Origin of the sequence: Rhizobium sp. AAP43 (assembly GCF_001296045.1) — a bacterium.
Taxonomy (GTDB): Bacteria; Pseudomonadota; Alphaproteobacteria; order Rhizobiales; family Rhizobiaceae; genus Allorhizobium.
Window position 1 is genome coordinate 110,690 of sequence record NZ_LJHS01000055.1, and the last position, 12,638, is coordinate 123,327.

General features: G+C 60.3%; 16 protein-coding genes. 5 read left to right on the top strand and 11 right to left on the bottom strand.

Features of this window, described 5'->3' with window-relative positions:
* Positions 1-5: 5 nt before the first annotated feature.
* The 3 genes from IP76_RS20930 to IP76_RS20940 are packed head-to-tail and all read right to left on the bottom strand — an operon-like array spanning position 6 to position 2,406.
* Positions 6-929: a U32 family peptidase gene (locus tag IP76_RS20930; protein WP_054160176.1), complete on the bottom strand. Its 924-nt coding sequence runs from the start codon at positions 927-929 to the stop codon at positions 6-8.
* Positions 926-1,903: a peptidase U32 family protein gene (locus IP76_RS20935; RefSeq protein ID WP_054160177.1), complete on the bottom strand. Its 978-nt coding sequence runs from the start codon at positions 1,901-1,903 to the stop codon at positions 926-928. Before IP76_RS20935 ends, IP76_RS20930 begins: the two co-directional genes overlap by 4 nt.
* Positions 1,903-2,406, bottom strand: coding sequence for an SCP2 domain-containing protein (locus IP76_RS20940; protein ID WP_054160178.1), 504 nt, complete (start codon positions 2,404-2,406; stop codon positions 1,903-1,905). Before IP76_RS20940 ends, IP76_RS20935 begins: the two co-directional genes overlap by 1 nt.
* Before the next feature lie 108 nt (positions 2,407-2,514).
* On the opposite strand from IP76_RS20940, the gene IP76_RS20945 reads away from it, so the two are divergent.
* Positions 2,515-4,038, top strand: a complete 1,524-nt coding sequence (locus IP76_RS20945; protein WP_054160179.1) for a UbiD family decarboxylase — start codon at positions 2,515-2,517, stop codon at positions 4,036-4,038.
* Positions 4,035-4,604 carry a UbiX family flavin prenyltransferase gene (locus tag IP76_RS20950; protein ID WP_156318673.1) on the top strand — a complete coding sequence of 190 codons (570 nt, stop codon included), beginning with the start codon at positions 4,035-4,037 and terminating at the stop codon, positions 4,602-4,604. Before IP76_RS20945 ends, IP76_RS20950 begins: the two co-directional genes overlap by 4 nt.
* A gap of 19 nt (positions 4,605-4,623) precedes the next feature.
* On the opposite strand, the gene IP76_RS20955 is transcribed toward IP76_RS20950, so the two are convergent.
* The 8 genes from IP76_RS20955 to IP76_RS23390 form a co-directional block, all read right to left on the bottom strand.
* The gene (locus IP76_RS20955; RefSeq protein WP_054160180.1) at positions 4,624-5,814 is read right to left on the bottom strand and encodes an NnrS family protein; all 1,191 of its coding nucleotides are present in this window, start codon (positions 5,812-5,814) and stop codon (positions 4,624-4,626) included.
* A gap of 1 nt (position 5,815) precedes the next feature.
* On the bottom strand, positions 5,816-7,036 hold the full coding sequence (locus tag IP76_RS20960) for an NnrS family protein (RefSeq protein WP_197278396.1): 1,221 nt from the start codon (positions 7,034-7,036) through the stop codon (positions 5,816-5,818).
* Positions 7,033-7,782, bottom strand: coding sequence for an ABC transporter ATP-binding protein (locus IP76_RS20965; protein WP_054160181.1), 750 nt, complete (start codon positions 7,780-7,782; stop codon positions 7,033-7,035). The genes IP76_RS20960 and IP76_RS20965 overlap by 4 nt, the downstream gene beginning before the upstream one ends.
* Positions 7,779-8,585: an ABC transporter permease gene (locus IP76_RS20970; RefSeq protein ID WP_054160182.1), complete on the bottom strand. Its 807-nt coding sequence runs from the start codon at positions 8,583-8,585 to the stop codon at positions 7,779-7,781. The genes IP76_RS20965 and IP76_RS20970 overlap by 4 nt, the downstream gene beginning before the upstream one ends.
* A gap of 12 nt (positions 8,586-8,597) precedes the next feature.
* Positions 8,598-9,623 (bottom strand): ABC transporter substrate-binding protein, encoded by a 1,026-nt coding sequence (locus tag IP76_RS20975; protein WP_054160235.1) that lies wholly within the window; start codon positions 9,621-9,623, stop codon positions 8,598-8,600.
* 115 nt (positions 9,624-9,738) lie between these two features.
* Complete coding sequence (locus IP76_RS20980; RefSeq protein WP_054160183.1) at positions 9,739-10,422, bottom strand: NnrU family protein; 684 nt, start codon at positions 10,420-10,422, stop codon at positions 9,739-9,741.
* Positions 10,419-10,895 carry a hemerythrin domain-containing protein gene (locus IP76_RS20985; RefSeq protein ID WP_054160184.1) on the bottom strand — a complete coding sequence of 159 codons (477 nt, stop codon included), beginning with the start codon at positions 10,893-10,895 and terminating at the stop codon, positions 10,419-10,421. The genes IP76_RS20980 and IP76_RS20985 overlap by 4 nt, the downstream gene beginning before the upstream one ends.
* A 10-nt stretch (positions 10,896-10,905) precedes the next feature.
* Positions 10,906-11,061, bottom strand: a complete 156-nt coding sequence (locus tag IP76_RS23390) for a hypothetical protein (protein ID WP_166599144.1) — start codon at positions 11,059-11,061, stop codon at positions 10,906-10,908.
* A gap of 124 nt (positions 11,062-11,185) precedes the next feature.
* Between IP76_RS23390 and IP76_RS20990 the strand changes: the two genes are divergently transcribed.
* The 3 genes from IP76_RS20990 to IP76_RS21000 all read left to right on the top strand — a co-directional run bounded on the left by IP76_RS20990 (position 11,186) and on the right by IP76_RS21000 (position 12,623).
* A complete protein-coding gene (locus tag IP76_RS20990) occupies positions 11,186-11,731 on the top strand; it encodes a cytochrome c oxidase subunit 3 (RefSeq protein WP_054160185.1) in 546 nt (181 codons plus the stop codon).
* A gap of 8 nt (positions 11,732-11,739) precedes the next feature.
* Positions 11,740-12,015 (top strand): cytochrome C oxidase subunit IV family protein, encoded by a 276-nt coding sequence (locus IP76_RS20995; protein WP_054160186.1) that lies wholly within the window; start codon positions 11,740-11,742, stop codon positions 12,013-12,015.
* A gap of 155 nt (positions 12,016-12,170) precedes the next feature.
* Positions 12,171-12,623 (top strand): c-type cytochrome, encoded by a 453-nt coding sequence (locus tag IP76_RS21000; RefSeq protein ID WP_054149255.1) that lies wholly within the window; start codon positions 12,171-12,173, stop codon positions 12,621-12,623.
* Positions 12,624-12,638 lie beyond the last annotated feature (15 nt).

Here is a 12,638-nt window from a genome sequence, read left to right on the forward strand (position 1 = left end):
GCGTATCAGGGCGCGCTGGCATTGTTTTTCGCCCGCGATACCCAGGCCGCTCCCAATCGCGCGTGATGAAAGCCGTTGGAGAAGTTGGCTGTGGGATAAGTATGCCCTATCAAAGCGGCGGCCTCTTCGGGTTCCATGCTGCCCGACAGTGTTTCCTGGAAGATGACGGCGATGCGCGCCATGTCACAGTCCTGTGGTGAGAGACGGAAGGCGTTGACCCCAGCTTCCTGCAACTCCTTCAGTTCGCTGAGCAGGAGTTGGCACGTATGCGACATTGTCTGCACGCCATTGAGCACCAGGAATGACTGGCGATCGAGTGTCTTGATTGACAGGCCGTCGGGCTCTTCGCCACAGACAAACTGGCAATTGTCCTTGATCCTGCCCTTGGAACGGGCATGGGCGCAGCGAGCCGATATGGCAAGCGGCATGCGACCGAATACCATGACTTCGAGAGCCACATCCGGCGCGTCCGCGACGATCCTGGCGATCGAGCTGAAGGGAAGTTCGGGCGGAAGACATATGCGGTCTGCCCCGCGTTGTGCCATCAGGCGTGCAGTTGGACCGTTATAGACATTGACCAAGGGACCGACGAGGTGTCGGCGGCCCTTGATCAGGCCGATTGCGGAGAGATCGTTGACCTCAATGGGGTGGTCCGATGTCTCGATCAGGTCTTTCACGATACGGCCTTCGCGCTCCAGAGTGACGAGCGCCAGTGACGAAAAGGCCACTGACTTTCCCGCCCGTTCCAGCCGTTCCACCACGTCCGCGAGGTAGGGTTCGATGAAGTGCTGACGTTTGGAGCATACGGTCTCACCGAGGATGACGCGATCCACAGGCGCTTCGTCTGCGATCCGCAAATAGAAATCGCGCCACTTTGGGCCGTCCCAGAGATAGTATACGGGGCCCAGTGTCAGTTCAGTCATGCTCATCTCCAGCGCTTCTCATAGGCGCCGACCGTGGTCTTCTGTCCTTCGCTCAGCGCTCTCAGCCGGGCCAATAGGGGTGTACGCCCTGAGGGGGCGGTTGCGAGCGCTTGGCGCAGCGTCGACACGACTTCGGCGACATAGGCTTTGCCGCGCTGGCGTCCTTCAATTTTTAAGGCGGAGACGCCGGCATCCTTCAGAGCTTCTATTTCGCCCATGACGTCGAGAGACACGGGATCTTCAAAGGCATAGCCAAGGGCATCGCCGATGTCGAAGCGTCCCTTGCACAGGGTGGGATAGCCGGCGGCCTCGCCATGGCTGAACCGGTTGATCGTATAAGTACCGAGCTCCGAAACCATGTCGGAGCCGTCCTGTCGGTATCGCACATGGCTCGCGGGCGAGCAGACGCCGTTCATGTTGGGCGATTTGCCGGTGGCGTAGGAGGAGAGCGAGCAGCGCCCCTCGGCCATGATGCAAAGCCCGCCGAAAACAAAGACCTCGATCTCGCATTTGACCTTGCGACCAATACGAGAAATGTCGCTGATTGTCAGCGTTCTCGGCAAGACGACCCTTTTTGCGTCGAAGGCTTCGACGAGAAAATTAATTGCTTCGGGATTGGAAGCAGACGCCTGGACGGAAACATGCAGGCGCTGCTCTGGATAGTGCTCCCTGACATGGGCCATGAGACCGAAATCGGCTAGTATCAGCGCATCGGCACCGAGCCGCACAGCGTCAGCCGCCGCTCTATACCAGATCTCTTCGTCGCCGGCCCGCATGAAGGTGTTGAGAGCGACGAATGTCATGCAGCCTTTTTTGTGGGCATAGGCAATGGCGTCTCGGAACTCGTCGCGGCTGAAATTGAGGCCGGGGAAATTGCGGGCATTGGTCTCGTCGCGGAAGCCGCAATAGACTGCGTCAGCGCCTGCATCGACGGCTTCACGAAAGGCGGCTGGCGTTCCCGCCGGACAGATCAGTTCCATCACTGTATCTCCTTCAGCGACTGGCGTCGTATTCCCTCGACCAACCTGTGAACGATGGGCGCGGCAGGTCCCCCTATCCGCGCGAGATCACGCGGAAGGTCGATATCGCAGTCATCGAGGGCGCTTCTCATCGCAAGCATGGCCTCCATGTCCCCGATCACGCGCAGGTCGCGGGAAAAGAACAGTGCATCAGCATCGCAACGCCCCTCGAGGAGCGCCAGCAGCATGACGAGCGGGGCCTCGACACCCGCGTCCGCCGTGAAGGTCTCGCCTTGGCGCACCACCTTGAGACGAGGCAGGTCGGGCTCGATCAGGAAGATGAGGGGCAGATCAGTCGGAGCAAATGAAAACCGGCTGCTCTTGTATGTGCCAAGGCGCTCGAACATGTCGCCATGGGCTAAGAGGAGGAGCCTGAAGAGGCGACTTGCCACGAGCTCAATCGCCATGAGCGGCATGAGCGGCACGGCTTTCAGCGGGAGAGCTAGAATGGATGTTATCTGCATTGCGCCAATTTTGATGGTTTGAACCGGCGCAAACCTATGAGAACGCCCGGCAATCCAGATTGCTCCAGCGCAAAGACGCAACCGAATTCACAGGTCATAGCGGTCCGCATGACACAGAACGCACCGCCTCGTCGCTACGACGGTCTTCAAGCTTTCATGACCGAACTGGAAAAGCAGGGACGGCTTATCCGCGTCGCGCAGCCGGTGAGCCTTGTTCATGAGATAACCGAAATCCACAGGCGCGTCCTGGCAGAGGGAGGCCCGGCCGTGCTCTTTGAGCGCCCGGTCCGGTCGGACGGTGCAGTGTCAGAGATACCGCTGCTTGCCAATCTGTTCGGAACGCGCGAGCGGATCGAACTTGGCTATGGCATCCCAGGCGGCAAGATCGGCGATCTCGCGGACCTTCTGGCCGAATTGCGCGAACCGAGACCGCCGGCGTCGCTCCGGGATGCCTTGAAGAAACTGCCTGTGCTTCGCTCCGCCATGGCGCTGGGATGCCGTAGGGTGTCTCATGCCGGATGCCAGGATATCGTGTTCGAAGGCGAGGCCGTTGATCTCAATCGCCTGCCGATCCAGTGGTGCTGGCCCGGCGAACCGGCACCGCTGATCACCTGGGGGCTGGTCGTCACCGCGTCGCCTTGTGATCCCAAGGATGTCAATGTCGGCGTCTACCGCCTGCAAGCGTTGGACCGCGGGCGACTGATTACGCGCTGGCTTGCCCATCGTGGTGCTGCAAAACACTTCCGGCAGTGGCGGGCCGTGGGGCGGCATATGCCCATTGCGGTCGTGATCGGCGCTGATCCTCAGACAATCCTCGCAGCCGTTATGCCGTTGCCAGAGACCATGAGCGAGCTTTCATTCGCTGGTGTGCTCCGAGGAAAGCGTAGCCGCGTGGTGCGGGCGCTCACCCAGCCCCTAGATATTCCGGCCACTGCGGAAATCGTGCTGGAAGGGACTGTTTCCATCGCGGAGACTGCGCTCGAGGGGCCTTATGGCGACCACACGGGCTACTACAATTCTGTCGAGCCGTTTCCCGTCATGAAGTTGAGCGCGATGACGATGCGGCAGAATCCGGTTTATCTCTCGACCTTCACCGGCCGCCCCCCGGATGAACCTTCTGTGCTCGGAGAGGCAATGAATGCTCTCTTCCTTCCCCTCGTGAAGCGCCAGTTTCCAGAGATTGTCGATCTCTATCTGCCTCCAGAAGCCTGTTCCTACCGGGCGATCGTCGTCTCGCTCGACAAGCGCTATCCGGGGCAAGCCCGCCGGATTATGCTCGGGCTTTGGTCGATGCTGCCGCAGTTCAGCTACACCAAGCTCATCATCGTGGTCGATGCCGATGTTGACGTCAGAAACTGGAGCGATGTCATCTGGGCGCTTTCCACGCGGTTCGACGCCTCCCGCGATCTGGTGGTGGTGGATAACACGCCCATCGACTACCTCGATTTTGCCTCTCCCAAGCCTGGGCTCGGTGGAAAGCTCGGTCTCGATGCGACCAACAAACTTGGCGCAGAAACCGATCGGGAATGGGGCCGCGTGCTGCAAATGGCGCCGGAGGTTTCGGCGCGCGTCGATGCGATCTGGCTCGAACTTGGACTTGGATCCCTCAAGACAAGGGAAGGTGAGCCATGATGAGGCGTGTCATTCTCGGCATGTCCGGTGCTTCGGGGGCGGCGATCGGTCTTCAGGTCGGTCGGCTCCTGGCGGCCATGGATGATGTTGAACTGCATCTCGTCGTCACGTCAGCAGCGCGCCGGACAATCGCACATGAGGCGGGCAACGAGGCGCTGGGGCGGCTAATCGGGCTCGCCGCTCATTTCCATTCGGAAAGCGATATCGGTGCATCGATTGCCAGCGGATCGTTCCGCACGGCCGGTATGATCGTCGCCCCTTGTTCGATGCGATCTCTTGCCGCTATCTCGACCGGGATCACAGACAATCTTCTCACTCGCGCCGCCGATGTGCAGCTCAAGGAGCGTCGCAGGCTGGTTATCCTTGCCCGCGAAACGCCGCTTCACCTCGGGCACCTGCGCAACATGGTGGCGGTGACCGAGATGGGGGCCGTGGTGATGCCGCCGGTCCCCTCTTTCTACCGCAATCCAGCGAGCGTAGAGGATCTCGTCGCCCATATTGCGGCTCGTGCCGTGGATCTGCTCGGGTTGACGGACGCACCCTTGATGCCGGAGTGGAGAGGGTGAGGGCGCTCATGGCTCCCTCCTATCCCTTTCGCGCTATCAACGGCATGTAAAAGACCACGTATCCCAGAAATGCCACGATCCAGGCAAGGCCTGCGATCGGCAGTAGCAGCATGGTGTGCTGCGGCCAAATTGCGACCAGGATCCTCAGCAGTGCCGAGAGGATGATTGGTGCATAGATGAGCCAGGTTGTCGAGTGCGGGGACGTCAAAGCCTGGCCCGTATGGCCTCTCGTGGCGCGGGTCATTACCGCCAGCGTCACGACCCCGACCCCACCTGTCGTCCAGGCATGGATGCCTGCCGAGGCGAAGCCGGAGTGGTCCAACAGCATCGACAGGCCGGTCAGCAAAAAGCCTAAGGGAATGAAGAGATAGCCGACATGCAGGATCGCCACGAGGGGCTCCCCGAGCGTGCGCTCGGGGCACCATCTTGCCTGTCGCACGAGATGAGCAAAGCTGGCGACGAGCATCGCCAGCCCCGTGGGAAACCGGAGGCTTTCAAGACCGCCGCCGACAGCGATCCACATCGCCAGTGAAAGGCTTCCAAGAACCATGACGGAGAGATCGAAACGGACGAAATTCTGCGGCAGCCGCCCTGGATTGTTCGCCTTCAGCCAGTTGCCGGTAAATGCAGGAATAATGCGCCCTGCAACCAGAGAGATGAGGATGAGGATCGCAGACAGCGCCAGACGGTCGGCCATTTCGACGCGACCGTAGCGCTCGATCTCGTTATGGAAAAACATCTGAGCGGCGCTCAGGAGCGCGAGAACGGCGACGATCTTGTAGTTGCGTCGGTTCGAGGCAGCAACAAGTTCTTTCAGAACAAAGATGGCGAGCACTGGCAGGAAGGCCAGTGCGACGAGTGTCGCGCCGAGCATGCCGGTCCATTCTGAAAAACTGATCGTCAGCCGCCCGGCGATCCAGAGAAGAAACAGCGCCAAAAGCGGTGTGCCCTTCAAACCGGGCCTGCCGGTCCAGTTCGGCACGGCGGTGAGAAGAAACCCTGCGATCACGGCCGGGACAAAGCCGAAGAGAAGCTCATGCTGGTGCCAGGCAACCGGGGGCAAGAGGGTTGGAACATGCATGAAGCCGAGGAACCACGGGACCCAGATAGCGATGGAGACGGCGGCCAAAAGCGCGCTGCCCGGAAAGAACAGCCGGAAGCCTCCAGATAGGAGACGCTGTGGGATGGACGGGCCCGGAAATTTGGTCATGTCAGCACCTTTCCTGATCGACCGTTTCCGGTGACCAGAGCAGAGGAATATAGGCCTTGGCCCAAAGGAGAAATGAGAGCGAGAACAGCGCAGAGGTCAGACTGTAAGCGCCGATGGGCAGGAAGAGGGATGGCGCGAATTCCGGGAGGACCCGGAGAAGCACCGACAGGACCAGAAGGAGGATCGCCATCCGGGTTGTCTTCGAAAAGCGCAGTGGTTGGCCGGTATGGAGCAGGCCTGCAATCGAGAGAACCTGCAGCACACCAAGACCCAATCCCCCCATCAACGCCAGATGCAGTCCGCCCAGCCAGGGCAGAGGCAGGCCAATAAGCGAGAGGCCGCAGACAAGAAGGCCGGTGCCGGCCAGCGCACTCGACAGCCAAAGGCCACCCAGTTCGAAGGAAAGGCCTTCGCGACCGACAAAGCCCTCGGCGACCCGGTCGAGAAAGGCTGCACCTGCAGCAATCATCAGATAGCCGCGCACGGCGTCCGACAGCGTGGCTGCCTCTGCCAGGATGACCAGCATGGCTAATCCCGCCGAGAGATGGATCCGGCCGGGATGCGGTCTGTAGGGCGAGGTCTTTTCCGTCGGATCGAGGATCAGGTTGGTCACCGGCACGGTGATGCGGGCAAGGGCGAGACCGAGCAGGCCCAGAAGCGCGAACCCGAGAATTCGGATCGCACTCTCCGACAGATCGTAGAGTTTCAAGGCCATTGCGATCCGCAGCATGGCCGCAGCCGCGGCAAAGGCAGTGACGAACAGGATAAAGCCCAGGAGATCTGTGCTTTTATTGGTCCAGGACAGGCGCAGCGCATAGGCGAGCAGGAACAGTATCCAGGCCTGATCGAAGATCAGGCCGATGATCCAGGCGTTTTCCAATGCAAGGAGCCCGAGTATACGGGCGAGCGCCCAAAGACCTGCAAGCAGAAACAGGGTGCGTCCGCTGACGCGCCGCGTGTCCGTCCATTCCGGCAGGGCAGATGTCAGGAAACCTAAAAGCGCGCCTCCAAAGGAGCCGACCAGCATTTCCTGGGCATGCCAGTGGCTTGGAAGAGACGTAACTGCGAAGGGCAAATCGAGAGACCAGACCACCACCCAGAGAAACGGCCAGAGGGCCGCATGCAAGGCGGCAAGTGGAAACATCAACCTCAGGCCTTCGGCGGACATGGCCTTGGCGAGATCGGGCGAGGGAAGCATGCGCATGGCTGGAAGCACACTCATGCTAGCCTCCGCTCGTCATGTTCGTCCACGACAGCAAACAGCGGATGATCTGAGATGAGCCGTCGCGCCGTCTCAAATATCATCTCTTCGCTGCGGTTTCCGGGCGTCTCGGGGACGGTAACGCAGTCGAGTATTCCTTGGCCGTGGCGATCGAGAACCGCGATCCGGTGGCAGATCCGCAGCGCTTCATGCAGGTCGTGGGTGATGAAGAGCCCGCCCTTGCCGCTGTTTGAGACAGTCGAGACGACCAGGTCCTGCATCCGTCGCCGCAAGGCCGCATCGAGCGCGGTGAAGGGCTCGTCGAAATAGAGGAAATCGGGATCGCCGACCAGCGCGCGGGCGATCGCCGTGCGCTGGCGCATGCCACCCGACAACTGCGATGGAAACTTTTGCCGGTCGCTTTCTTCCAGCGAGACCCGGCGGCAGGCATCCGCTATCCTCGCCTGACGCACGGGGCGCCGAAGAGCATGACCGGACAGGGCGAGCGCCACATTAGCCTCGACAGTCGCCCAGGGTAGGAGGCGTGGTTCCTGGAAGACGAAAGCGCAGCGAGCATATCCTCGCATGACCTGGCCATGTCGCTGGGTAATCAGCCCGGCTGCAATCTGGGCCAGCGTGCTTTTTCCACAGCCTGACGGCCCAACCAGCGCGACCATTTCCCCTTGGCTGACCTGCAGGCTAACGTTTTCGAGAACGGCGCGGCCGAGAAAGACGTGGCCGACGGCCTTGAGCTGGAGGAGGGTCATCGGCGCACGCCCCAGGGTTGGGCCGCTTCCCGCCATGCCTCGGCTTCGGCGCGCAAGGGCTGAACAATTCCATATTCGACGCTGATCAGGGCGATGACCGAGAGGAGGATCCAGGCAAGTGCTGTTTCCACATCGAGTGCGGAACGGGCATTGGCGAGAGCGCCTCCGATGCCGCCGGCATTGGCCAGAAGCTCGGCCATGACGGCTGCCTTGAAGGCCGTGCCGAGGGCCATGACCAGAGAAGGGAATAGGGAGTGCAGCATTTGGCGCAGCGATATCTTGAACAGACGGACGAGCGGCGACAGGCCGGCCATGCGAGCCATGTCTTCCAACGCTCGATCCCGCGTCTGGATGCCCTCGGCTGCACCCATAAAGACAAGCGGCAAGGCGGCGATAGCTGCGGTGGCAATAACCGTTCCTGCCCCCATGCCGAACCAGATCATCAGAAGGACGATCCATGCGATCGGCGGGACGCCGATCAGCAAGGTCACCTGCGGACGCACGAGGCGCATGATCGCCGGATGATATCCTGCCACCACGCCTGCCATCGTTCCAAACACGGCGGCTAGTGAAAAGCCGGCGAGCGCCCTCAGGCTCGTTGATAGCACCAACATCCGTTTGTCGGGATTTGCCGCCAGCTTGAACAAGGTCTGGATCGTCTCGGCTGGTGCAGGCAACACGAAGCTGCCATAGGCTTCGGCTCCGAGCTGCCAAACGGCGGCAAAGACGGCAAGGCCGCCAAGACCCGCCCAGCCGGACCAGAGAAAGCGCGCGACCCTTCCCGCACGACAAGCCACGCCCATGATGATCCTGCCTTACAGATAGAGTGACGCGTCCGGCATGCGACCGCCCACCATTTCAGGATGCCGCTGTGCCACGGCTTTGAGCAGGGTCTCGATCGGTCCGCGAGCGTCCCGAGCCGCAATGGCGACGAGGTTCGAATAGGGGATCGACGCCTCCAGCACAGGCCAGGGCAGTTCAAGTGCCGATGCGGCCTGGCCTGCAGCCGCTGCCGGGTCGGCGTTTACCTCGACGGCCGCCCGCGCAAGTCCCGCAAGAAGTGCTGTCGCCTGTTCCGGATGATCTTCCAGGAAGCTCTGGGTGACGGCGAGACCAGCCTGGGGCATGACCGGCGTCGTTGCGGTGACTGCGCCCCATTCCTTCTGCATGTCGATGACGCGGTGAAGCGCCTGACCGCCGGTCTTGGCCTTGAATATGGCGGCAGAGACCGCCGGCTCAGGCAGGAGCGCCGTGTCGATACGCCCTGCGAGCAGCATCTGCACGGCTTCGATGGGCGTGCCTGCCCGCTCCACCTTGACTTTGCCGCTCATCCCGTGATGGGCAAGGGCCGCGTCGAAGACGAGTTCCGGTGTGTCATTAGGAAATGGCATGGTTACGCTTTGACCTTCGAGATCGGAGAAGGCGGCGATCGTTTCATCGCGTGACACCATGTAGAGAAGACCGTTAGTCATGACGTTGGCCAGTTTGAGACCAAGCCCGCGTGTATGCAGGTTCGCCGCCGCTGTCGTCGGCATCACCACGGCTTGCATCGAACCGGACGATAGGCCTGCCCGCATTTCATCGGGCGTGCGCCATACCTTAAACTCCACCTTGTCGGCGACATCGCGCAGCAGGCCTTTGCCAACTGCATAGGCGAGCGTGATCGACGGTCCGGCAGGAGGGCCGTAGAGGACGAGGTGGTCAAGGGAGGAAGCGCGTGCCCGCGTGTTGAGAAAAGGGAGGGCAAGGGTCGCTGCGAAGCCAGCGCATAATGTGCGACGAGTTGGTGCATAGCCTGCCGCATCGGCTTCAATAATAACCGTCTTGCTGACCTGTTTCATGTTGTTCGGCATCCCGCTCTACAAAAATTGATTTGAGTACTCATGTTATAGCCCCGCGCGCGCGGATGTTTGACTTAGAGCAAGTAGTGTGTGGAATTGCCGGCTGGAATCGTTCTCAGATGTCGAGCGCGAGGATGGGATCTGCGCCAAACAGTACGGCATGGCCTCCCGCGAGCAGCCAGAATGTGACAAGCAGCGTCACGGCGAGCGCGGCTACCAAATGTCCATCCAGACGCAACTTGGCGCGTCCTGAGAACAGGGCGCTCAACGGAAATATGGATGTTGATCTCTCGATTGGTGACCAGTGGGGCCCCATCCTGCGCCTTGCGCGCTTTTCCGTGACGCCAATACCGACAGCAGAAAACAGGCCGAGCCCGCCGAAGACGAGCAGTGATCTCATGTCGCCGTTAGCCGCGACATGGCCGACAGACCAGAGCAGGAAACCCCATAAGACTGGATGGCGCGTAATCGTCGTTATCGCTCCAGGCACGGTGCCTTTCATGAAACTGACAGATGCTGGGTTTGGGCTGATAAGGCCTGCCGTGACCAGGAAGAGCCCGAGCAGCGACAACACGAAATTGGCAAGGGTGTTCCGCGAATCTGGCCGCCAGAGTTCGACATATTCGGTGCTCCAGGCCGCATGCAGGACCCAAATCAGGAGTGCCACGGATGTTATCGAATAGACCAGAAGGTAGAGCCGCAATCCAAGCGCTGCGGTCAGCTTTCCCCGGATGGTTGGTAAGGCAGGCACCGAATGCAACACCAAGAATACTGCAAGTGCCAGAACGACCTGAGTCATGCTGGGAACACCTGCGTTTCGGGTTCCACGTTTAGGAGCTGCTGCAGCAGCATCTGCTCCGCAGTTATATGGCGCCGGACAGCTTCCTGAAAACCGCGAACCATATGGGCCACCGTTTCCAGGCTCAGCCTGCATCGTTTGCGAGCGACAGCGGCCAAAGTGAGGGATAGCTCACGGGCCGCGCGACGGTCGACGCGATGTTCGGACTTGACCTGATCGAGAAGAAGGGAGCCGAAGCATGAGCCGGCATGCAGCTCAAGGTCGGGATAGAACTTTTGCTCCTCCAGCGTGTGGGCGGCGGCGACCAAAGGTTCAATGTGCTTGGCAACCTTCTGGATACCACGTGGGATCTCACCTGTGTCAAAGTCTGCGGCCAATTCCTCCAGCTTCAAGCAGAGAATGAGAAGATCGCGGTGCTTGTCCTCGAGCGCCCTGACCTCGGTCGCCGTCAGGCTGGATCCATTCATTTTCATGAGTTCCTCCTTATTGGCCAAGAAACAGGACGACGCCGATGGCAAGCGAAGCCAGGACGGCGGCTAGTGTGCCTCCGCCCTGGAGTACGCCCATGCGTTTCAGCATCAAGGCAAAGCCCATGATGATAGGCGTCGCAACGACAAGGCCGATCTGTGCATCCGTCATTTCAGTCGTTTCCTTCTGTTCAGGAAGCAGTCTGCCTTGTCTTTCGTCAGTCTTCTTTGCGCTCCCACAAAGAGCGCTTCGGATTTTTCTTTAGAACCGATCCCGACCAACGGGAGATCTGACCATGGCTATGCAAACGAGCCTCCAGGACGAGGCAAAGGACGACCACCTGCTGCTCTGGATACTGGTGTGGAGCGAGCTGATCGCTTTCGGCATCCTGATCCTTGGCTTCCTCGTCGTGTCGACCTTTGATGCCCAGGCCTTCGAACTGGCGCGTCTGCATTTAAGGCCGGGGATCGCCGGCGCGAACACGCTTATCCTGCTGGTCAGCGGGTACTTTGTCGCCGTGGCGATGCGAAGTCGGCTTGATCTTGAGGCGGTGAAACGGCCGTTGACGATTGCAGCCCTGCTCGGCTTCTGCTTCGTGGCGGTCAAGCTCTTCGAATACTGGGGTGAGGTTCGCTACGCTCAGGATGCAACGCTCGACACCTTCTTCGAGCTCTATTTCATCATCACCGGCTTCCATCTGCTGCATGTCTTTTTCGGCGCTATTGCTCTTCTTCTTGTCGCCTGGCGCCCGGCACGGGAAAACCTCACTCTGATCGCCACACTCTGGCATGTGATCGACCTCGTCTGGTTGGTCATCTTTCCCATTCTCTATCTTGCGTGAGGCTTCTCATGACCCGCAGACAGCGTGAGGATTTGGTGGGTGTGCTCGCCATGCTGATGACCTTCGCAATTGGTGGCGCGATTGTTACGGCGCTCGCCGGTCCAACGATCGTACCGATTGCTGCCGTTCTTGCGATTGCTTTTGCCAAGGGACGGCTTGTGGTTCTCGACTTCCTCGAACTCAGGGGCGGACATCATCCCATGCGGATTGCGCTCATATGCTGGTTGAGCATCATTCTGATCGCCGCACTCTCTCGGTCGCTGGTGGTCCTTCTTTTGGGCTGAACATTCGCGCCGTTGCTTGCCAAAGCGCAAAGAACAACTCCGCTCACTCTCTATGAAAAGGACATCCCGCAGAGCCGGCGAGGGGATCGCCGAAGCCTTCGAGGCGGGGAAACCAGGTCGGGCCTTTCAAGCCTGGCAGACGGAAGGACAAGGGCATGGCAGAGCGCCTGACCAAGACCGGAGCGCGCAACGTCTTCTATGGCGGCTCCATTTTCTTTTTTGCGATCTTCGTGGGGCTCACCGCCCACAGCCATTACTACATCCGCACTACTTCAACAGATGAATCGACGCTGACCGACAGCGTCGCGCGCGGCAAGCATATCTGGGAAAAGAACGCCTGTATCAACTGCCACTCGATCTTGGGTGAAGGCGCCTACTTCGCGCCCGAACTCGGCAATGTCTGGACGCGCTGGGGTGGCCAGGACGATCGCGACGGTGCACGCGAGACGCTTCGTTCCTGGATGGCGGCACAGCCCTCTGGTGTCGAAGGTCGCCGCCAGATGCCGCAATTCAATCTGACCGACGAAGAGATCAACGACCTCGCAGACTTCCTCGAATGGACCAGCAAAATCAAGACGCAGAACTGGCCGCCGAACGAGGCGGGCTGAGCCCTTCGTGACCCA